The sequence below is a fragment of the Pigmentiphaga sp. MLSB6-MA01 genome (genome assembly GCF_058793475.1).
Genome location: NZ_JBXAFV010000004.1, coordinates 29,838 through 49,386, shown reverse-complemented (window position 1 = coordinate 49,386; position 19,549 = coordinate 29,838). Strand labels below are relative to the sequence as shown.

General features: G+C 67.9%; 18 protein-coding genes. 12 read left to right on the top strand and 6 right to left on the bottom strand.

Annotated features, from left to right (window positions below; all coding sequences use genetic code 11):
* The first annotated feature begins 52 nt into the window (after positions 1-52).
* The 5 genes from AC1Q6E_RS07905 (at position 53) to AC1Q6E_RS07885 (ending at position 4,533) form a co-directional block, all read left to right on the top strand.
* On the top strand, positions 53-967 hold the full coding sequence (locus tag AC1Q6E_RS07905) for a branched-chain amino acid ABC transporter permease (protein ID WP_152796686.1): 915 nt from the start codon (positions 53-55) through the stop codon (positions 965-967).
* A gap of 177 nt (positions 968-1,144) precedes the next feature.
* Positions 1,145-2,143, top strand: a complete 999-nt coding sequence (locus tag AC1Q6E_RS07900; RefSeq protein WP_296556413.1) for a branched-chain amino acid ABC transporter permease — start codon at positions 1,145-1,147, stop codon at positions 2,141-2,143.
* Positions 2,140-2,895 carry an ABC transporter ATP-binding protein gene (locus AC1Q6E_RS07895; RefSeq protein ID WP_492572522.1) on the top strand — a complete coding sequence of 252 codons (756 nt, stop codon included), beginning with the start codon at positions 2,140-2,142 and terminating at the stop codon, positions 2,893-2,895. Before AC1Q6E_RS07900 ends, AC1Q6E_RS07895 begins: the two co-directional genes overlap by 4 nt.
* 15 nt (positions 2,896-2,910) lie before the next feature.
* Complete coding sequence (locus tag AC1Q6E_RS07890) at positions 2,911-3,606, top strand: ABC transporter ATP-binding protein (RefSeq protein ID WP_152796692.1); 696 nt, start codon at positions 2,911-2,913, stop codon at positions 3,604-3,606.
* A 147-nt stretch (positions 3,607-3,753) separates the two neighbouring features.
* Complete coding sequence (locus AC1Q6E_RS07885; RefSeq protein WP_152796694.1) at positions 3,754-4,533, top strand: SDR family NAD(P)-dependent oxidoreductase; 780 nt, start codon at positions 3,754-3,756, stop codon at positions 4,531-4,533.
* Positions 4,534-4,631: 98 nt separating this feature from the next.
* On the opposite strand, the gene AC1Q6E_RS07880 is transcribed toward AC1Q6E_RS07885, so the two are convergent.
* Both AC1Q6E_RS07880 and AC1Q6E_RS07875 read right to left on the bottom strand, forming a co-directional pair.
* Complete coding sequence (locus tag AC1Q6E_RS07880; protein WP_492572521.1) at positions 4,632-5,609, bottom strand: Bug family tripartite tricarboxylate transporter substrate binding protein; 978 nt, start codon at positions 5,607-5,609, stop codon at positions 4,632-4,634.
* A gap of 26 nt (positions 5,610-5,635) precedes the next feature.
* Positions 5,636-6,790 (bottom strand): M20 aminoacylase family protein, encoded by a 1,155-nt coding sequence (locus AC1Q6E_RS07875; RefSeq protein WP_296556408.1) that lies wholly within the window; start codon positions 6,788-6,790, stop codon positions 5,636-5,638.
* Positions 6,791-6,919: 129 nt separating this feature from the next.
* Here AC1Q6E_RS07875 and AC1Q6E_RS07870 point away from each other — a divergent pair, with 129 nt between their 5' ends.
* Entirely contained in the window at positions 6,920-7,384 is a 465-nt protein-coding gene (locus AC1Q6E_RS07870; RefSeq protein WP_165404770.1) for a MarR family winged helix-turn-helix transcriptional regulator, read from the top strand.
* 7 nt (positions 7,385-7,391) lie between these two features.
* Here AC1Q6E_RS07870 and AC1Q6E_RS07865 read toward each other — a convergent pair whose 3' ends face one another.
* Positions 7,392-8,306 (bottom strand): LysR family transcriptional regulator, encoded by a 915-nt coding sequence (locus tag AC1Q6E_RS07865; protein WP_296556403.1) that lies wholly within the window; start codon positions 8,304-8,306, stop codon positions 7,392-7,394.
* Between the two features lie 83 nt (positions 8,307-8,389).
* On the opposite strand from AC1Q6E_RS07865, the gene AC1Q6E_RS07860 reads away from it, so the two are divergent.
* The 6 genes from AC1Q6E_RS07860 to AC1Q6E_RS07835 all read left to right on the top strand — a co-directional run bounded on the left by AC1Q6E_RS07860 (position 8,390) and on the right by AC1Q6E_RS07835 (position 16,302).
* On the top strand, positions 8,390-8,716 hold the full coding sequence (locus AC1Q6E_RS07860; protein WP_152796181.1) for a hypothetical protein: 327 nt from the start codon (positions 8,390-8,392) through the stop codon (positions 8,714-8,716).
* Positions 8,703-9,683 carry an alpha/beta hydrolase gene (locus tag AC1Q6E_RS07855; RefSeq protein ID WP_152796183.1) on the top strand — a complete coding sequence of 327 codons (981 nt, stop codon included), beginning with the start codon at positions 8,703-8,705 and terminating at the stop codon, positions 9,681-9,683. Before AC1Q6E_RS07860 ends, AC1Q6E_RS07855 begins: the two co-directional genes overlap by 14 nt.
* A gap of 19 nt (positions 9,684-9,702) precedes the next feature.
* Positions 9,703-10,668 (top strand): Bug family tripartite tricarboxylate transporter substrate binding protein, encoded by a 966-nt coding sequence (locus tag AC1Q6E_RS07850; protein WP_492572520.1) that lies wholly within the window; start codon positions 9,703-9,705, stop codon positions 10,666-10,668.
* 69 nt (positions 10,669-10,737) lie between these two features.
* Positions 10,738-14,229: a DNA polymerase III subunit alpha gene (dnaE, locus tag AC1Q6E_RS07845; protein ID WP_492572519.1), complete on the top strand. Its 3,492-nt coding sequence runs from the start codon at positions 10,738-10,740 to the stop codon at positions 14,227-14,229.
* On the top strand, positions 14,210-15,520 hold the full coding sequence (locus tag AC1Q6E_RS07840; protein ID WP_492572518.1) for an O-antigen ligase family protein: 1,311 nt from the start codon (positions 14,210-14,212) through the stop codon (positions 15,518-15,520). Before dnaE ends, AC1Q6E_RS07840 begins: the two co-directional genes overlap by 20 nt.
* Positions 15,517-16,302, top strand: coding sequence for a glycosyltransferase family 25 protein (locus AC1Q6E_RS07835; protein WP_296556395.1), 786 nt, complete (start codon positions 15,517-15,519; stop codon positions 16,300-16,302). The genes AC1Q6E_RS07840 and AC1Q6E_RS07835 overlap by 4 nt, the downstream gene beginning before the upstream one ends.
* Here the strand turns inward: AC1Q6E_RS07835 and AC1Q6E_RS07830 are convergent.
* From AC1Q6E_RS07830 to AC1Q6E_RS07820, 3 genes are read right to left on the bottom strand one after another with little or no spacing between them, the layout of a single operon-like run.
* Positions 16,287-17,354 carry a glycosyltransferase family 4 protein gene (locus AC1Q6E_RS07830; RefSeq protein ID WP_492572517.1) on the bottom strand — a complete coding sequence of 356 codons (1,068 nt, stop codon included), beginning with the start codon at positions 17,352-17,354 and terminating at the stop codon, positions 16,287-16,289. The two genes, AC1Q6E_RS07835 and AC1Q6E_RS07830, sit on opposite strands and share 16 nt — an antisense overlap.
* Positions 17,351-18,523, bottom strand: a complete 1,173-nt coding sequence (locus tag AC1Q6E_RS07825; protein WP_296556394.1) for a glycosyltransferase family 9 protein — start codon at positions 18,521-18,523, stop codon at positions 17,351-17,353. The genes AC1Q6E_RS07830 and AC1Q6E_RS07825 overlap by 4 nt, the downstream gene beginning before the upstream one ends.
* Positions 18,520-19,482 (bottom strand): glycosyltransferase family 9 protein, encoded by a 963-nt coding sequence (locus AC1Q6E_RS07820; protein ID WP_492572516.1) that lies wholly within the window; start codon positions 19,480-19,482, stop codon positions 18,520-18,522. The genes AC1Q6E_RS07825 and AC1Q6E_RS07820 overlap by 4 nt, the downstream gene beginning before the upstream one ends.
* Positions 19,483-19,549: the final 67 nt, after the last annotated feature.

Below are 19,549 nucleotides of genomic sequence, written 5' to 3'. Positions count from 1 at the left end.
GAAAGAACCGGGTATGCGGGGAAGACCCGGGTTTTGACACGGAAGTCTGTCAATGAATAGTTCGCTGTTTTTGTCGCAGTTGCTCAATGGTGTGCAGCTAGGCGTGCTGTTGTTCCTGCTGTCGTCAGGGTTGACCCTGATCTTCGGCATCATGAATTTCATCAACCTCGCGCACGGCTCGCTGTACATGGTCGGCGCGTTCATCGGGGCGGCCAGCTATAACGCGAGCGGGTCGTTCATCTTCGCCATCGCCGCGGCCATCATCGCCGCCGGGCTGGTGGGGCTGCTGCTGGAGCATCTGGTCGCCAGGCCGCTGTACCGGCACGACCACCTGTACCAGGTGCTCGCCACCTTCGGCCTGATGATGTTCTTCAATGAACTGGCCATCGTCGTTTTCGGCAATCGCCCCTATTACGCGGCCATTCCATCGGTCCTGAACGGCGCGGTGACGCTGTTCGGCTCGCAGTATCCCGTCTACCGTATCCTGATCATCGCGGTCGGCGTGCTGGTGGCGCTGGGTGCCTGGTACCTGATCCAGAAGACGCGCTTCGGCATGCTGATACGGGCCGGGGCCAGCAACTCGCCCATGGTCAGCGTGCTGGGCGTGAACATCGACCTGCTCAAGAAGCTGCTGTTCATGCTCGGGGCGGGGCTGGCAGGCCTGGCGGGCGCGCTGGCCGGGCCCATCCTGTCGGTGCAGTCCGGCATGGGCGAGCCGGTCCTGATCCTGGCGCTGGTGGTCATCGTGGTGGGCGGCATCGGCTCGATCCGCGGCGCGCTGGTGGCGGCGATGCTCATCGCCGTGATCGACACGCTGGGACGCGCCTACATTCCTCACATGCTGGGCTCGTTCATGCAGCCGGCCTCGGCCAACGCCGTCGGTCCGGCGACCGCCTCCATGCTGATCTACATACTGATGGCGCTGGTGCTGGCGTTCCGGCCCAACGGCATCCTGAGCAAGAGGTAACCCCCCCTACGCGCTTACGCGCGCAAGGGAAGCCCACCCCCTACGCCCTTCGGGCGCCCCCTCAAGGGGGCGATGCGGGTGGACCGGCAAAGCCGGATCCACCGCATCCTGGGTCGAGGGGCGCCTGTTTCATGCAGTGTGGAAGACAGCAATTGAAATTCTTGCAAGGTACATGACATGAACCGCGTCAAATTCGGGGCCTGGATGATTCCGGTCTTGTTCATCCTCCTGGCGGCCGTGCCGTTCGTGGCGCAGGCGATAGGCGAGCCGTTCTACGTGACGTTCTTCGCGCGCGTGCTGGTCTATGCGCTGGCCGCCTGCGCGCTGAACCTCGTGCTGGGCTTCGCCGGCCTGGTCAGCTTCGGCCATGCCATGTTCATCGGCCTGGGCTGCTATGCCGTGGGCATACTCAGCTACTACGGCATCAGCGACGGCTGGCTGCAACTGCTGACGGCCGTGGTCGTGTGCGCGCTGGTGGGCCTGGTGGTGGGCACCGTGTGCCTGCGCACCTCGGGCATCGGCTTCATCATGATCACGCTGGCCTTCGCCCAGATGTTCTACTTCCTGATGGTCAGCATGACCACCTTCGGCGGCGACGACGGCCTGAACATCAACGAACCGAGCAACTTCGGACTGTTCGAACTGTCGGGCAGCACCGAGGTCTACTGGGCGGCCTGGGCCGTCCTGCTGGCGGTCACGATATTCCTGGCCCGGCTCAAGAAGTCGCCGTTCGGGATGGTGCTGCAGGCCACCCACATCAACCCGCGCCGCGTCAATGCGTTCGGCTACTCGGTCTTTCGCGTGCAACTGGCCGCCTATGTCATGTCCGGCGTGCTGACCGGCCTGGCGGGCCTGCTGCTGGCCAACCTGACGGCCTTTGCCTCGCCCAGCTACATGTCGTGGCCGGTGTCGGGGGAACTGATCGTCATGCTGGTCATCGGCGGGCTGGGCACGATCACCGGTCCCATCGTGGGCGCGATCGCCTTCCTCGTCATGGAAGAATTCTTCAAGGGCCTGACCCAGCACTGGATGCTGATCATGGGGCCGGTCATCGTCGTGATCGCCCTGCTGAGCAAGAACGGCTTCGCGTGGCTGACCCGCCGGCGCGAAGAACCCGCCGCGGCGCCAGCCGCGGCCCCCAAGGTCGCCGCCGCTTCCGCGGGAGAATCGCAATGAACGCCATCGGACTGCGTACCCAGGACCTGGTCAAGCGCTTCGGCGGCCTGCGCGCCACCGACGGCGTGACGCTGGAGATCGAACCGGGCGAGTTGCACGCCATCATCGGCCCCAACGGCGCAGGCAAGACCACGCTCATCAATCTGCTGACCGGCGAGCTGCGCTCGGACGAGGGCAGCATCGTGCTGGGCGGCGAAGAGGTCAGCGGCACGCCGGTGCAGCAGCGCGTGGGCATGGGGCTGTTGCGCTCCTACCAGATCACGTCCATCTTCGACGCCTTCACGGTGGTCGAGAACGTATGCCTGGCCGCGCTGCGCAGGAAAGGTGTGCGCTGGGCCGTCTGGAGGCCCATGTCGTCCTACGGGGATGTCATGGAGAAGGCGCGCGCCGTCATCGAGCAGTGCCACCTGTCCGACGTGGCCGACACCGTGGTGTCCAACCTGGCCTATGGCCAGCGGCGCCAGCTCGAAGTCGCCATGGCACTGGCGGCGGATCCGCGCATCCTGCTGCTGGACGAGCCCATGGCAGGCATGAGCGCGGCCGAGGGCGCCGCCGCCATCGAACTGCTGCGCTCGCTGAAAGGCCGCTACACCATCCTGCTGATCGAGCACGACATGAACGCCGTCTTCTCGCTGGCCGACCGCATCAGCGTGCTGGTCTACGGCAAGATCGTCGCGACTGGCTCGATCGAGGAAATCCGCAATCATCCCGAAGTGCGCCGCGCCTATCTGGGCGACGACGCCGATGCCTGAGGCAGGAGTTCACGCATGCTTTCCATACAAGGACTGGCGGCCAAGTACGGTTCGTGCCAGGCGCTGTTCGACATCGACCTGGAAGTCAAGCGCGGCGAGGTCGTGGGCCTGATCGGCCGCAACGGCATGGGGCGCACCACGGTGATCAACTGCCTGTTCGGCCTGCTCAAGCCCGCGGCCGGCAGCATCACCTTCGACGGGCAGGCGCTGAACGGCATGGCGCCGTACCGCGTGGGCCGGCTGGGACTGTCGCTGGTGCCCGAAGGCCGCCAGATCTTCCCCACGCTGACCGTGGAGGAAAACCTGATCGCCACGTCCAAGCGCACGGATGCCTCGGCCTGGACGCTGGAGAAGATCTACGACCTGTTCCCCCGCCTGAAGGAGCGGCGCGCCAACCTCGGCACGCAGTTGTCGGGCGGCGAGCAGCAGATGCTGGCCATCGGCCGCGCGTTGATGACCAACCCCCGCCTGCTGGTGCTGGACGAGGCCACCGAAGGCCTGGCCCCCATCGTGCGCGCCGAGATCTGGAGCGTGCTCGCCCGGCTCAAGCAGGAGGGCCTGACCATGATCGTGGTGGACAAGAACACCAAGGCCTTGCTGCGCTTGTCCGACCGCAACTTCATCCTGGACAAGGGAGTGACGGTCTGGCGCGGCACGTCGCCGGAGTTGTCGGCGCGCCCTGAATTGATCGCCCAGTATGTAGGCGTCTAGGGCGGGCCCACCCCCTGGCGCTTCGCGCGCCCCTTCAAGGGGCGGCACTGGCGGACCGGCAAAGCCGGATCCACGGTGCCCAGGGCCCCCGGTTGAGGACGGCTGGTGTTTTTCCCGTTTGTGGCCATGGGACCACTTGGAGCAGCAATGAGGTTGAAGGACAAGACGGCACTGGTGACCGGTGCCGCGGGCGGTATCGGGCTGGCGATCGCGAAGCGGTACAGCCAGGAGGGCGCCAACGTGGTGCTGGTGGATCGCGCCGAGAAGGTCCAGGGCGAGGCCCTGGCGGCCATGGCCGGTCCGGCGCGCGCGATGCGCGGCGACGTTACCGATCCGGCCCAGGTGGCCGAGATGGTGGCCTTGTGCGAGCGCGAGTTCGGCGGGCTGGACATCTGCGTGTGCAATGCCGGCGTGATCCGCGCCGCCGAGTTCCTGGACGTGACGCTGGAGGATCTCGACTTCGTGATGAACGTCAATGTCCGCGGGACTTTCCTCGTGGCCCAGGCCGCTGCCAAGGCCATGGTGCGCGGTGGGCGCGGCGGCAGCATCATCACGCTGTCGTCGATGACGGCCGAGCTCGCGATGTCCAACCAGCTGGCCTACGGCGCCAGCAAGGGCGCGGTGCGGCAGATGACCAAGGCCATGGCGCTGGCGATGGCGCCGCACGGCGTGCGCGTCAACGCGCTGGGGCCGGGCAGCATCGATACCGACATCATGTCGACCATCACCGATGACCCCAAGGCACTGCATACGGTGTTGTCGCGCATTCCGATGGCGCGGCTGGGGCGGCCGGAAGAGGTGGCCGGCGCCGCGGTGTTCCTGGCCAGCGAGGACGCCAGCTACGTGACCGGGCAGACGGTGTTCGTGGACGGCGGCCGGCTGGCGCTGAACTACACGGTCGATGTGCCGGGCGCGCCCAGGGAATAGATACAGATACCGCGCGTGGTCCCGCGATGTGTGAAGGCCCCGGGGGCATGCGCCGCCGGGGCCTTCGTACGTCAGGGGTGGTGCTTGCGCGGCGCCGGTCAGTCCAGGGAAATGTTGGCCTTCCGGATCACCGGTCCCCACAGTTCGTGATCGGCCTTGATGCGGGCGGCGAACGCCTCCGGGCTGGCGGTGTAGACCACCGAGCCATGCGCTTCGTAGAGCTTCTTCATGTCCTCGGCCTGGACCGCCTTGGCGATCTCGCGGTTCAGCTTCTGCACGATGTCCGCCGGTACGCCGGTCTGGGCCACGATCCCCAGCCACACGGTATCTTCCAGGCCCGGCTGGCCCTGTTCGGCGAAAGTCGGCACGTTGGGCAGGCTGGGCAGGCGTTCCCGCGTGTTGACGCCCAGCGCCTTGAGCCGGCCGTCCTTGACCTGGGGCTCGATCAGGGCGGAGCCGGCCAGGTAGAGCTGGGTCCGGTCGCTGATCGTGGAGTTGAGCGCATCGGGGCCGGACTTGAACGGGACGTGCAGGATATCGGCGCCGGTCTGCAGCTTGAACATCTCGAACAGCACGTGGGGCGGCGAGCCGGTGCTGGAGGATGCGTAGTTCAGCACGCCGGGCCTGGCCTTGGCCAGCGAGACCAGTTCCTTGAGCGAGCCCGCGGGCAGGGCGGGGCTGGCGGTCAGCACCATGGGGATGACGGCGATGGGGCTGACCGCCTGGAGATCGGCCTGCGGATCGTAGGGCAGCTTGCTGAACAGGTACTGGTTCCAGACGGCGTGCGCGTTGGTGACCACCGCCAGCGTGTAGCCGTCGGCCGCGCTGTTCTTCAGGTTGGTCATGGCGAGCAGGCCGCCCGCGCCGGGGCGGTTGTCGATGACCACGGCCTGCCCCAGCGATGTCCGCATCTTCTCGGCGATCGGGCGGGCGAACAGGTCGGGCAGGCTGCCCGGCGCGCCGTTGACGATCAGGTGGATGGGGCGCGCGGGATAGGCGGTCTGGGCATGGGCCGGCGCGGCGGCAAGCATGAGCAGCCCCAGGGCGGGGGCGGCAAGGTAGCGGTGTGGGTGCATGGCGGTGTCCTTGCGGGGGGATGGGGTCAGGCCACCAGGCGGCGGCGGGCGATCTCGATCATCATCGACATGCCGACGGGCAGCACCTCGTCGTTGAAGTCGAATTCGGGGTGGTGGCACATGTGGCCGCCGTTGCCCAGGAAGAAGTAGCAGCCGGGCTTTTCCTGCAACATGTAGGCGAAATCCTCGGAAGCCATCAGCGGCGGAATGTCGGGCTCCAGGCCGTCCTGGCCGACCACCGCCAGCGCGGCTTCGCGCACGACCTGCGCCTGCTCGGCGTTGTTGATGGTCGCGGGCGAGGTCTGCAGGTGTTCGAACTCGATGCGGCAGCGGTGGGCCTGCCCGGCGCCGGCGCAGATTTCCTTCAGTCGCTTGAGGATCTCGGCCTGCACCCCGTGGTCCAGCGTGCGCACCGTGCCTTCCAGCACGGCCTCGCCGGCGATGACGTTGATGGCGGTGCCGGCGTGGAACTGGCAGACGCTGACCACCGCGGTCTGCAGCGGATCCACCGAACGGCTGACGATGGTCTGCAACGATTGCACCAGCGCGCTGCCGACCACCACGGGATCCACGGTGCGGTGGGGGCTGGCGGCATGGCCGCCGACGCCATGGATGCGGATGCGGAACAGGTCGCAGGCCGACAGCGTGGCGCCGTTGCGCACGCCGACGCGGCCGGGTTCCAGCGGGGGATGGTTGTGCAGACCGTAGAGTTCATCGCAAGGAAAGCGTTCGAACAGGCCGTCCTGGATCATGGTCGAGCCGCCCCGCAAAGTTTCCTCGGCGGGCTGGAAGATCAGGTTCAGCGTGCCGCGAAAGTCGCGGTCGGACGCGAAATGGCGCGCCACGCCCAGCAGGATGGCGGTGTGGCCGTCGTGGCCGCAGCCATGGAAGCGGTTGGGCCGCACGGACTGGTAGGGCAGGCCGGTCTGTTCCTGCATGGGCAAGGCATCCATGTCGGCGCGCAGCCCGAGGTTGCGGCCGGGACCCTGCGCGCCGTGGACGACGCCGACCACGCCGGTGCCGCCGATGCCGGTATGGGTTTCTATGCCCCATTCGCGCAGGCGTTCCGCGACGAAGGCCGCCGTCTCGTATTCCTCGAAGCCGAGTTCCGGGTTGCGGTGGAGCGTGCGCCGCCAGGTGGTCATGTCCTGGGCGTGCGTGTCCGAGACCTCGATTTTCATTGCGTTCCTATCGGTTGAAGCAAAAAATAGGATGCTATTTCAACTATTGAAAATTGCACTCAGTATTTACCCCGCTGGTGGCGCGCGGCATACAATGCCGCCATGCCCCGCCGCCCGCACGAGACCGCCGTGACCAAGAAACTCGAGACCTATTTCACCTACAAGCTCGACCTCATCAAGAGCGAGGCGGTACGGCAGGTCAACGAGCTGTATCGCAAGGAACTCGGGCTGGTGGTGCGCGACCTGCGGGTGCTGCGCCAGATCGGCGATGCGCCGGGCATCAGCGTGTCCGCCTTGCAGGCCGCCACCTTCATCGAAAAAACCGTGTTGTCCAAGGTCGTGTCGCGGCTCATCGAGCTGGGCCTGGCCGAACGCAGCATCAGCACGCGCGATGCGCGGGCGTTCGAGCTGACCCTGACCGCCCGCGGCCGCCGCGTGCGCGAGCAGGCGGACCGTATCGGCGGCGGGCACGAGCGAGAGGTGATGTTCGGCGATTTCAGCGAACAGGAACTGCGCCAGCTCGATGCGTTGCTGGACAAGCTCATGCAGTCGCTGCGGGCCGCGCGCGACGGCGGCGCGGGGGAAGCGGCCTGACGGCCCGTCAGCGCAGGGGCGGCTCGGCCGGCGCGGCGGCGATGCTGCGCGCCAGTTCGTCCCACAGGGCCTGTGCAGGCCGGCTCAACGTCGCGTCGCGCCGCCGGATCAGGCAGATGCGCCGTGCGATGGTCGGTCCGCTCAGGGGGATGGTCGCGACGCGGGTGGCCGCCGCCAGCGCGAGGTGGGGCAGTACCGCCATCCAGCCGCCGTGCTCAAGGAAACCGATCATGGACGACAGGTGCTCCACCTCGTCGAACCAGGGCACGGGCACGCCCGCCACGGCCAACGCGGCGTCGATCTGCTGGCGGTTGGCGCTGCTGCGGCGCAGGGCCAGCACCCGCTGGCCGGCCAGGTCGGCCCAGGCGGCCTGGCCGCGCGACGCCATCGGATGGCTGGGCGCGCAGGCCAGCACATAGGGGTCGTCGCGCAGCAACTGGCTGGCCAGTTCGGGCTCGTCCTCCCACATCACGGTGATGCCGAACTCTGCCTCCCGCCGCAGCACGGCGTCGCGCACGCGCGCGCCCGTGTCGTCGCGCAAGTCCACGCGCACGTCCGGATGGCGCTGCCGCAGGCGCGACAGGGCGGCGGGGAACAAGGAATACGCCACGGTGGTGATGCAGGCCACGGTCAACTGGCCGCCTTCGCCGCGCGCCATGCGCGCCGTGCCGGCCAGGCAGTCGTCCAGGCTGTCCAGCAGCGGCGCCAGGCGTTCGTGCAAGGTCTGGCCCAGCGGCGTCAGTACCATGGTGCGCGTGGTGCGTTCGATCAGCCGGCCGCCCAGGGCTTCTTCCAGTTTGCTGATGCGCCGGCTCAAGGCGGAGGGCGAGAGCGCGAGTGTGTCGGCGGTCTTGTTGAAGCCGCCGCAGCGCACGAGGGCGCAAAAGGCTTGCAGATCGGGAAGGTCGCAATTGGTGCGCATGAAGCAATAATATCGCAATAATTTGCACTGGATTTCATTATCGGGCGCCGGCATCATGGCCGCTCCTCTTGCCAGTGATCGCCATGCCCGTCATCAAAGCTTTCGTTTCCAACCCCTTGCTGGCCGGCGCGCCGCTGGACGCGCTGGGCGCCGCCACCGAGCGCGCCTGCGTGGACGTGCTGGGGGCGCAGGCCGTCCAGGTGCAACTGCTGGTGGTGGCGGCGCACGCCGTCCCGCGCGGCTGCCCGGTCTATCTGGAGGTCCGGTTCCGGCGCAACGAGCGCCGCGGCGCCCCGGTTGTCGCCCGTTTCATGGATGCCATGGAAAGCGCCTTGGATGCCTGTTTCGGCGCCTTGCCGCGCATCCGCTGTTTTTCCGAGGACCAGGATTTTCTCCATGCCCGCAACTGAGTCCGCCCCCGGCGAGATCTGCCTGCGCGCGATCGACGGCTTCCATGTCGGCGGCGCCGTGCATACGCTGCGGGGCCTGCCGGTGGAGACCAGGCGCCTGGCCCAGGGGGCCGAGCCCCGGCCGGTCGATCCCAACGGCGATCATGTCGTCGGCCAGATGTATGTGCAGGCCTACCGGCTGGCGCGGCCCCGGCATGCACTGCCCGTACTGTTCTGGCATGGCGGCGGCATGACGGGCGCGAACTGGGAGACGACTCCCGATGGGCGTCCAGGCTGGCTGTGGCGTTTCCTGAGCGCCGGGTACGACGTCTACGTATCGGACGCCGTGGAACGCGGCCGCGCGTCATGGGCGCGCTATCCGGAGCTGTACCGCGATGCGCCGCTGTTCCGCTCGCTGGAAGAGGCCTGGGACATGTTCCGGATGGGGCCTGCCGACGGCTACCGCACGGATCCGGCCGGGCGCCGGGCCCACCCCGGGCAGCAGTTTCCTGTCGGCGCGTTCGAGCAATTCGCACGCCAGTGGGTGCCGCGCTGGGCCGGCCACGAGGCCATCACCAGCGCCGCCTATCGCGCGCTGCTGGACCGGGTAGGGCCCTGCATCGTGATCGGGCACAGCCAGGGCGGCGGATTTTCGCTGCTGGCGGCCCAGGAACGGCCGGTGGCCGTGCGCGCCGTGGTGGCGCTGGAGCCTTCGGGGGCGCCAGGGGCCGGACAGGCGGGAACCCAACCGCACCTGCTGGTCTGGGGCGACCATATCGCCGATCACCCCATCTGGCGCCGCTACCGCGCCACGGTGGACGCGTATGCCGCCGCGCTGGCGGGCCGGGGCGCACCGGTCGGCGTGCTGGACCTGCCCGCCGACGGCATGCGCGGCAATTCCCATTTCCTGATGATGGACCGCAACAGCGACCTCATCGCCGACCGGGTGCTGCATTGGCTCGACGCGCTCGACCTGCGGCATTCTTGAACCAGAAACCGGAGACAGCATGACAAAGAGCATCCGCCTGGGCGCGTTCGCCCTGGTTTCCCTGGCCGCATTCGGCGCCGCCGGCGCGGCCGACTCCTATCCCCAACGGCCCGTGACCGTGCTGGTGCCGTTCGGCCCGGGCAGTGGCGTGGACACCACCGCCCGCATCATCGGCGAGGCGCTGTCGCGCGAACTGGGCCAGCCGCTGGTGATCGAGAACCGCGCCGGCGCGCAGGGCGCCATCGCGGCCCAGGCGGCGGCGCGCGCGGCCGCCGATGGCTATACCTTGTTCTTCACCACGCAGACGACCCAGGCCGCCAATCCCGCGTTGATGAAGAAACCGGGCTACGACCCCGTCAAGGACTTCGCGCCGGTGGGGCGCGTGGCCTACACGCCGGCCCTGCTGGTCGCCAACCCCGCGTTGCCGGTCAACAGCCTGGCCGATCTCGTCAAGCTGGCCAAGGCCCAGCCCGGCAAGCTGTCCTACGCGTCGGGCAGCGCCGGCACCCTGGTGCCGGGCGCGATGTTGACGACCGCCGCCGGCATCCAGATGCTGCACGTGCCCTACAAGAGCATTCCGCTGGGGCTGAACGACGTCATGGCCGGCCACGTGTCGGTCATGTTCACCGACATCGTGACCGGCACCCAGCAGGTCAAGGCCGGCAAGGTCCGCGCGCTGGGCATCAGTTCCGCCAAGCCGTGGCCGCTCCTGCCCGAGGTGCCGCCCATCGCCGAGCAGTATCCCGGGTTCGAACTGCTGGCGTGGTATGCGCTGTACGTGCCGGCGGGCACCCCCGCGCCGGTGATCGAGCGGCTCAGCCAGGCGCTGGAGAAGACCACCCGCGATCCGGCCGTGCGCGAGCGCCTGGTCGGCCTGGGGCTGGAAATGTCCTACAGCACCCCGGCTGAGCTGGCCGTTTTCGGCCGTGCCGAACTGGAAAAATGGAGCCGGGTCATCCAGGCCGCGGGCATCGAGAAGGAATAGGGCGGCCCCGGGGGAACGAGGCGCCCCGGGGGTAGCACGGACCCGGCGCCGAGGGGCTAAAATGCCGGCATGTCCCAGTCGCCCACCCCCCCCTTCGTCCATCTGCGCGTCCACTCCGAGTTCTCGGTGTCGGACGGCATAGTCCGCATCTCCGACCTGATCAAGAAAGTCGCCGCGCTGGAGCAGCCGGCGATCGCGCTGACCGACCTGTCGAACCTGTTCGGGTTGATCAAGTTCTACAAGGCGGCGCGGGGCAAGGGCATCAAGGCCATCGCCGGCTGCGACGTCTGGGTGACCAACGATGCCGACCGCGACAAGCCCTACCGGATGCTGTTGCTGGTGCGCGACCGCGCCGGCTACCTGAACCTGTGCGAACTGCTGACGCAGGCCTTCCTGACCAACCAGCACCGTGGCCGCGGCGAGATCCGGCCCGAATGGCTCGATACCTACGGCGCGGGGCTGATCGCCCTGTCCGGCGGGCGCCAGGGCGACGTGGGCCAGGCGCTGGAAACCGGTAACCAGGAGGCCGCGCTGGCATTCGTGCGCCACTGGCTGAAGGTGTTTCCCGCGGGCTATTACATCGAGCTGCAGCGCGCCGGCCGCGAAGGCGATGAGACCTACGTGCAGGCCGCGATGCGGCTGGCGGCTGAGTGCGGCGCGCCGGTCGTCGCCACCCACCCGGTGCAATTCATCGAACGCGACGATTTCCGCGCCCACGAGGCCCGGGTCTGCATCGCCGAAGGCGAGATCCTGGCCAACCCGCGGCGCCAGCGGCTCTACACCGAGGAGCAGTACCTGCTGTCCTCGCAGGAAATGGCCGAACGGTTCGCCGACGTGCCGTCGGCCCTGGCCAATACGGTGGCGATCGCCACGCGCTGCAACCTGACGCTGGAGCTGGGCAACCCCAAGCTGCCCAATTTCCCCACGCCCGAGGGCGTGACGCTGGACGAATACCTGGTGCAACTGTCCAGGGAGGGGCTGGCGCGCCGCATGGCGCAGCTCTTCCCCGACGAACAGGAGCGCGCCGCGCACCAGGAGGAATACGACCAGCGGCTGGACAAGGAATGCCAGACCATCATCGACATGGGCTTCCCCGGCTACTTCCTGATCGTTCAGGACTTCATCAACTGGGGCAAGAACAACGGCGTGCCCGTGGGCCCGGGCCGGGGCTCGGGCGCCGGCTCGCTGGTGGCCTTCAGCCTGGGCATCACCGATATCGATCCGATCCGCTACGACTTGCTGTTCGAGCGCTTCCTGAACCCCGAACGGGTCTCCATGCCCGACTTCGATATCGACTTCTGCCAGGACAACCGCGACAAGGTCATCGAGTACGTCAAGCAGAAGTATGGGCGCGACGCGGTCAGCCAGATCGCCACTTTCGGTACGTTGGGCGCGAAGGCGGTCATCCGCGACGCGGGGCGGGTGCTGGATCTGCCCTACCTGTTCTGCGACGGCCTGTCCAAGATCATCCCGCACTCGCCGGCCGATCCCTGGAGCCTGGAGCGCGCGCTCAACGAAGAGCCCGTCTTCAAGGAACGCTATGACAACGACGAGGAGGCGCACGCGCTGATCGACCTGGCCCAGCCGCTGGAAGGCCTGACCCGCAACATCGGCATGCACGCCGGGGGCGTGCTGATCGCCCCGGGCAAATTGACCGATTTCTGCCCGTTGTACTGCCAGCCGGGCCAGAGCCACATCGCGGTGTCGCAGTTCGACAAGGACGATGTCGAAGCCGTGGGCCTGGTGAAGTTCGACTTCCTGGGCCTGCGCAACCTGACCATTCTGGACTGGGCCGTGCGCTACGTGCGCGAGTTCAACGAAGGCATGCGCGACTTCGACGTCATGGCGCTGCCGCTGGACGATCTCGATTCCTACAAGCTGCTGAGCGACGGCAACACCACCGCCGTGTTCCAGCTGGAATCGCGCGGCATGAAGGAACTGCTCAAGAAGCTGCGCCCCAGCAACTTCGAAGACATCATCGCCGTGCTGGCGCTGTATCGCCCGGGGCCGCTGGGTTCCGGGATGGTGGACGACTTCGTCAACCGCAAGCATGGCCGCGCCAAGGCCGAATACTTCCACTCGGATCTGGAGGCGGTGCTCAAGAGCACGTACGGGGTCATCGTCTACCAGGAACAGGTGATGCTGATCTCGCAGATCATCGGCGGCTACACGCTGGGCGGCGCCGACATGCTGCGCCGGGCCATGGGCAAGAAGAAGCCCGAGGAAATGGCCAAGCACCGCGAAATCTTCCAGTCGGGCGCCGAGAAGAAGGGGTACGACCCGGACATCGCGGTCACGCTGTTCAACCTGATGGAGAAGTTCGCGGAATACGGCTTCAACAAGTCGCACACCGCCGCCTACGCGCTGATCGCCTACCAGACCGCGTGGCTCAAGGCCCACCATCCGGCAGAATTCATGGCCGCCACCATGTTGTCCGACATGGACGACACCGACAAGGTCCAGATTTTCTGGGCCGACACGGTGGCCAACAAGGTCAAGGTGCTGCCTCCGGACATCAACCTGTCCAATTTCCGCTTCGAGCCGGTGCTGGATGAATACTCGGCGCGCGGGTTGCCGCCGCGCACCATCCGCTACGGATTGGGCGCCGTCAAGGGCACCGGGCAGAGCGCGGTGGAGGAAATCCTGCGCGCGCGGGCCGAGAAGGGGCCGTTCGTCGATCTGTTCGACTTCTGCCGCCGCATCGACCGCCACCTGGTGAACCGCCGCGCCATCGAGGCGCTGATCAAGGCCGGTGCCTTCGATACGCTCGCGTCCAGCCGCGCCGCGGTGCTTGCCACCCTGGGCACGGCCATGGATGCCGCCGAGCAGGCCGCCCGCGCGGCCAGCCAGGTGTCGCTGTTCGGCGGGGACGACCACGCCGACCTGGCGGGCGATCTGGCCGATGTCGAGCCGTGGGATGAACGCGAGCGCCTGGGCCAGGAAAAAACCGCGCTGGGGTTCTACTTCAGCGGCCACCTGTTCGACGCCTACCGCACCGAAGTCCGACGGTTCGTGCGCAATCCCTTGTCCAACCTGCAGCCCAGCCGCGACCTGCAATGGATGGCCGGCATCCTGTCGGCCGTGCGCACGCAGATGACGCGGCGCGGGAAGATGGTGTTCGCCGTGCTGGACGACGGCAGCGCGCAAGTGGAGATCTCGGTATTCAACGAGCTGTACGAACGCCATCGCAGCCGGTTGCGCGAAGACCAGTTGCTGATCATTTCCGGCAAGGTCAGCAACGACGAATACTCCGGCGGCATGCGCATCGTGGCCGATGACCTGTTCGACCTGCAGATGGCGCGCGAGGCCAAGGCCCGGGCGCTGTCCATCCGCCTGAACGGCAATGCGCACGCGGACACCCTGCGCGAAGTCCTCAACCCGCATCGGGCCGACCCCGAGAATGGCTTCCCGGGAACGCCGGTCGAGATCGTCTACAACCGGGGCGATGCCAGGTGCGTGGTGCGCCTGAGCGAGGACTGGCGGGTGCGGGTGCCGGACGTGCTGATCCAGCAGCTGGGCAAGCTGACGGGGCAGCCGGCCGATGTCGCGCTGGAGTATTGACAGGGTGATTGTCCTGCCGAGGGCTGTTCGTCCGGACGCGTGGTTCCCGGGCCTCCAGGGACTGGTCGCGGCATTGCTGGTGCTGTTTCCGGTGTTCCTGCTGCCGAAGATGTCCGTTTCCAACGGCGTGTTCACCCTGCTGGCGTGCTGGGGGCTGGGGTGCCTGCTCGTGCCGGGGCGTGACCGGGAGCGTTGGGGCACCTATTGGCGCAGCGTCGCGGGCCTGAGCCTGGCTTTCTTGCTGTGGCCGGCGGCGGTGGCCATCCATCAGGCGGCGGCCGGCCTGCCAGTCAGCGTTCCTTACCTGTTCACGCGTTTCATCCTGTTGTTCGTGCTGGCCTGGGGATTGGTCAGGCTGGGGGGGAAGCGACTGGCGTGGATGGCCTGGGGCTGCGCGGCGGCGGCGATCTACGCAGCGGTGTGGATCCATTTCGCCACCCTGGACATGCGGCCCGATCACGTCGGCATCTACAACATCATTCCTTTTTCCAACCTGGCGTTGTTGATGGGCGCGCTGGCGGCCCTCTCCATCGGGTGGGATGAACCACGGCACTACATGGTCCACGGCATGAAGCTGATGGCCTTGTTGGCGGGCATGTACGTTGCCTATGCGGGACAGACCCGCGGCAGCTGGTTGGCGGTGCCGGTGCTGGCCTACGCCGTTTGTGCGTCGTACCGCCATGGCCCCCGCAGGCTGCGGGTAGCCGCGTTGGTGGCGCTGGCGGTCGTCGGCGTATCGATCGCCGGTACCAGTGACATGGTGCGGGAGCGTGTGGCCGAGGGGGTGGTGGCGCTGGCCGGCAGCCGGGACACGCTGGATAGTTCGAGCGGTGGCCGCATCCAGGTGTGGCGGGCGTCTTTGAGGATCTTCGCGGAACATCCCTGGACCGGCGTCGGACTGGAACATTTCAAGGCTGAACTCGGCGAGCAGGCCGAGGCTGGTCTCATCACGGGGGACGCCGCCGAACTTCCCCATTCCCACAACGACATCCTGTATGCGATGGCCACCTACGGCGTTCCCGGCCTGATCGCGGTGCTGGCGCTTTACCTGGCGCCGGCGGTCTTCTTCGCCAGGAAGCTGCGTAGCGCCGCGCCTCATGTCGCCTGTGCCGCGGCGATGGGATTGACCACGGCCGCGAGCTTTTTCATCTTCGGGTTGACCGAAACCATGTTCAGCGTTTCGATAACCAATGCTTTCTATGTCCTGATCATGGCCTGGCTGGCGGCATCCGTCGTATGCCGAGAGCAGGATTGGGGAGCGGCCGGTGGCGAGGGAGAGATGCGTCCATGATGCCGGTATACGTCATCAATCTCGAACGCGCCGCCGCGCGCCGTGAACGGATCGGCGCGCAACTGGACCGGCTGGGCCTGCCCTATGCGTTGTGCCAGGCGGTGGAGGGAGCGAAACTGGACGCCCAGGCCGTCTCCGCCCTGTACGACGAGGCCGCCGCCGCGCGCGACTACCGGCCATTGTCGCGCGGCGAGCTCGGGTGTGCCCTGAGCCATCTGGCCGTCTACCAGCGCATGCTGGACGAAGGTGCCGACTATGCGTTGGTGCTGGAGGATGATGCCGCCCCTGGCGAGGAGGTGCCACGGGTACTGGGGGAGCTGGAGCGTGTGCTGGACCCCGCGAGCCCGACGATCGTTCTGTTGTCCCACATCGACAAGTACACGCGCTGGGGCCGCCGCCCCTTGGGCGCACAGGCGCACCTGGTCAGGCGCTACGGACATTGGTGGCTCGCCCACGGTTACGTGGTGACGCGGGCGGCGGCCGAGCGCATGCTGGCGGCCCTGCGACCGGTATGGAGCGCCGCCGACTTCTGGGCCGGGTTCGAACGCCGGGGCATCGTCCGGGTCCAGGCCGTCGTGCCTTGCTGCGTGGGACTGACCGAACTGGCGCGGACGTCGTTCCTGGAGGGCGGGCGGGTCGACCTGGACACCGCCGAAAAATCCCGGCGCAGCGTCGGCTATTACTTCAAGCGCTATCTGTATCAGCGCTTCCTGCATCAGATCCTGGTGCGGCCTTTCCTGCGGGTCGCCAGGCAGCGCCCGCCGTCTCAGCCGCCGGCCTGAGCCGCCGACGCCAGGTCCAGCATGATGCGCGCGTGCGTCAGGACGTCCGCGGTGTAGGACAGATGGGACAACGGCGACGACAGCCTGGCGCGGTCTTCCCGGACCCGCGTCACGCAGCTGGCGATGGCCGCTTCCAGGGATGCCGGGGTGTCCAGGTCGAAGGTGACGCAAGCTTCGCGCGACAGCACTTCGGCGCAGCCGGTGCCGCGCGGCAGCACGGCCGGGGTACCGCATAGGGCGGACTCCGGCCCGACCAGGCCGAAGGGTTCGTAGCGCGAGGCCAGTATCGTGAAATCGGCGGCGCGATAGCAGTTCTCGATGTCCTGGCGGTAGCCGATGTAGCGGATCCGGGGCGAGTGCGATTCGACCGGCCGGCCTGCGACAAGCAGGCATACCGGCAGCGTCGTGGCCTCGAAGAACGAGGCCAGTTCCTCGTATCCCTTGCGGCCATGGCCGGTGGACGGGAATAGGAACGCGACCTGTCCGTCGGGGATGCCCAGCGCCTGGCGCAATTCGCGGCGGCGCTCCGGTGCCACCGGCACGAATCGCGTGGTATCGATCGGTGGGTAGGCCACATGCCGCTTGTCGGCGGGTATGCCGTAATACTGTTCCAGCTCTCGGGCCATGAATCCGGAGTGCGCGACGACCGTGCGGGCATGGGCATAGTGGCGGGTTTCGAGCCGGATCTGCCAGCGGTCCGACCATTTTGGCGAGCGCTGGGCATGGGCCAGGAATCCCCGGTGCGTGCCGCCGCAGATGGCGATGTCGGATACGGTGGTGCGGCTGCATCCGATCAGTACGTCTACCCCGTGGCGCTGTCTGAGCGTGCGGACCCTCGCCGCAAAATAGTGGTCGCGCAGTTTCGAGGGCAGGGCCCGGACGTTGATGCGGACCGGTTCCACGTAGGCATGTTCGGGAATGCCGGTGTCGAATCCGCGGGCGAAAACGAGGGGGCGCACACCCAGTTGATGCAATCCACGGACGAGGTCCATGGTGTAGCGTTCCATGCCGCCGCCGTAGCCAAAGCGGTGGCAGGCGATAGCGAGTTTCATGGCAAGGCTTCCGGGGAAGGGGCGGGAACGGCATCCTGGTCACCCGGGTGCAGGCGCAGCAAGGCGACGGCCTCTTGGCGCACGCGCTCCGGAGCCAGGCGGTCCAGGCATTCGGCATGGCTGTCGCGATGCCGCTCGCAGCCTTCCTGCTGGCACGGCACGCAGGCGCGGAAAGGTTCCTGCAACAGGACCACGTTGCCGCGCACTTGCCGGGGCGCGCGCTGGTTCCAGGGAGGCTCCAGGCCATCGGGCGGACTGGGCCCCCATTGGCGTGGTTCGGTGGGGCCGAACAGCGCCAGGGTGGGGGTGCCGCTGGCGGCGGCCAGGTGGGTCGTGGCGGTGTCCGGCCCGACGTACAGCCGGGCCAGGCGCAAGAGGTCGGCCAGTTCGCCCAGGCCCAGGCAGCCCTGGATGCGAATGACGGCCGCGCGGGTCGGATCGTTCAGCGCCGCCACGACTTCGTCCAGGTAGCGTCCTTCCGCTTCGCCCGGACCGCCGCTCAGGAGCAGGCGCAGGCCCTGGCGCCGCAATTCATCCATGAGGCTGGCCCAGCCCGCCGTGTGCCACCGCTTGTAGCGCCAGCGGGGAGAGGGGTGGATCACCGCGAAGGGTTGGCGCGGGTCGAAGGGGGCGGCGCCCTGAACACAGGAGGACAGCTTGTCCGTCCAGGCGGCGGGGCTTATCAGGCCGGAGGGAGGAATGACGGTGCGGGCCGCCGGCACGCCCAGCAATTGAACCACCTGTTCGTTTTCGCGGATGCGGTGGGTGATGCCATCGACGGACAGGGCGTGCCGCAGCAACAACCTCTTCCACCACGAATGGCTGCGTTCGGTCGGAACCAGCCCGATCCGCTGGCGCGCCGCCACGAAGCCGAACAGGTGCGGCTTGTCGCCGGGCTGCGGGACGACGGCCAGGTCGTAGCGGCGCCAAAGCTCGCGGGCCAGCGCGCGGATCTCCCCGCGCGCCGGGCGTTCGGCGATGGTGTAGACCCGGCGGACGTCCGGGTTGTTCTGCAGCATGCCTTCGGTCCCCTTGAACACCAGCATGTCGACCTCGCAGCCGGGATAGTGCTGGCGCAGGGCGTGGGGCAGGGGCGTGGTCAGGAGGACGTCGCCCAGATAGCGCAGGGCGACGACCAGGATCCGCGGCGGGGCCGTCTTGCGCATCATGTGGCGGCCCCGGCCAATTGTTCGACGGCGGCCAGGACGTCGGACAGGGCCGGCCATTGGCCCTCGGCGCCCAGGCAGACGGCGTCGGGAGACCACGGGCCGGTGCGCTCCCGGCGCGTGACGCCGAACAGGGTGATCTGGCGGGCGCCGGCCGCCGCGGCGACGTGGGAGGTACCCGAGTCGTTGCACACGACGGCCGCGGCGCGGGCGGTCAGGGCGGCGAAGGCGCCCAGCGGGAGGGGCGGCAGCACCGTGGCGGAAGGGACGGCCGCGCGCGAAGCCTCGGCTTCGTGGGCCGGCGGGCAGATCACGCAGGTGTGTCCGCGCTGTCCCAGCGCCTGGGCCAGGTCGCCGAACCCGGGCCAGGCCTTGGGCTGGCCGTGGTGCAGGCCGGCGGCGATGGGGGCCAGCACGATGAAGCGGCCGGTGATGCCAGCTTGCGCCAGTGCCCGGGCGGCGGCTTCGTGGTGGGTTGCCGTCAGGGGCAGCGCGAGACGGGGGCCGGGCGTGGGCGGCAAGTCGCCGGTGCCGGGCTGCCAGCGACGCAGCGTATCGTGAGCCAGGCGGTAGAACACTTCCACCTCGTGCAAGCCGCGCGGTTTGGGCAAGGCCCAGCCCAGCAGCAGCGAGCGGCCGTCGCCGCGATAACCGGCGGATCGTATGCCGGCCAGGCGGAACAGCGCGGCGCTCGACAACGAGTTGGGAAACACCAGTCCGCGCACCGGCCCGCGGCCGGCCAGCGACTGGCGCAGCGTCCGCCTGTTTTCGCCGAAGGAGCGGCCGAGCGCGACGAATGCATCGCCGGCCGTCAGTCCCGAGAACAGGTCCCGGGCCCAGGAGCGCCCGCACAACACCAGCGGGTAGCCCTCCCGCCGCAGCAGATCGAGAGCCGGCAGGCACATGCAGGCATCGCCCACCCAGTTGGGCAGTCGTACATAGAGGGAATCGGCGCGTGGCATCAGGAGCGGGTCGGGGCAGTCCGGCCGAGAGCCGCCTGCGCGTACAATGTGAAGCTTCGTATTGTAA

Bases quoted from the DNA above. Each gene is read 5' to 3' on its own strand.
- AC1Q6E_RS07905 (WP_152796686.1), top strand. From the start codon at position 53: ATGAATAGTTCGCTGTTTTTGTCGCAGTTGCTCAATGGTGTGCAGCTA.
- AC1Q6E_RS07900 (WP_296556413.1), top strand. From the start codon at position 1,145: ATGAACCGCGTCAAATTCGGGGCCTGGATGATTCCGGTCTTGTTCATC.
- AC1Q6E_RS07895 (WP_492572522.1), top strand. From the start codon at position 2,140: ATGAACGCCATCGGACTGCGTACCCAGGACCTGGTCAAGCGCTTCGGC.
- AC1Q6E_RS07890 (WP_152796692.1), top strand. From the start codon at position 2,911: ATGCTTTCCATACAAGGACTGGCGGCCAAGTACGGTTCGTGCCAGGCG.
- AC1Q6E_RS07885 (WP_152796694.1), top strand. From the start codon at position 3,754: ATGAGGTTGAAGGACAAGACGGCACTGGTGACCGGTGCCGCGGGCGGT.
- AC1Q6E_RS07880 (WP_492572521.1), bottom strand. From the start codon at position 5,609: ATGCACCCACACCGCTACCTTGCCGCCCCCGCCCTGGGGCTGCTCATG.
- AC1Q6E_RS07875 (WP_296556408.1), bottom strand. From the start codon at position 6,790: ATGAAAATCGAGGTCTCGGACACGCACGCCCAGGACATGACCACCTGG.
- AC1Q6E_RS07865 (WP_296556403.1), bottom strand. From the start codon at position 8,306: ATGCGCACCAATTGCGACCTTCCCGATCTGCAAGCCTTTTGCGCCCTC.
- AC1Q6E_RS07860 (WP_152796181.1), top strand. From the start codon at position 8,390: ATGCCCGTCATCAAAGCTTTCGTTTCCAACCCCTTGCTGGCCGGCGCG.
- AC1Q6E_RS07855 (WP_152796183.1), top strand. From the start codon at position 8,703: ATGCCCGCAACTGAGTCCGCCCCCGGCGAGATCTGCCTGCGCGCGATC.
- AC1Q6E_RS07850 (WP_492572520.1), top strand. From the start codon at position 9,703: ATGACAAAGAGCATCCGCCTGGGCGCGTTCGCCCTGGTTTCCCTGGCC.
- dnaE (WP_492572519.1), top strand. From the start codon at position 10,738: ATGTCCCAGTCGCCCACCCCCCCCTTCGTCCATCTGCGCGTCCACTCC.
- AC1Q6E_RS07840 (WP_492572518.1), top strand. From the start codon at position 14,210: ATGTCGCGCTGGAGTATTGACAGGGTGATTGTCCTGCCGAGGGCTGTT.
- AC1Q6E_RS07835 (WP_296556395.1), top strand. From the start codon at position 15,517: ATGATGCCGGTATACGTCATCAATCTCGAACGCGCCGCCGCGCGCCGT.
- AC1Q6E_RS07830 (WP_492572517.1), bottom strand. From the start codon at position 17,354: ATGAAACTCGCTATCGCCTGCCACCGCTTTGGCTACGGCGGCGGCATG.
- AC1Q6E_RS07825 (WP_296556394.1), bottom strand. From the start codon at position 18,523: ATGATGCGCAAGACGGCCCCGCCGCGGATCCTGGTCGTCGCCCTGCGC.
- AC1Q6E_RS07820 (WP_492572516.1), bottom strand. From the start codon at position 19,482: ATGCCACGCGCCGATTCCCTCTATGTACGACTGCCCAACTGGGTGGGC.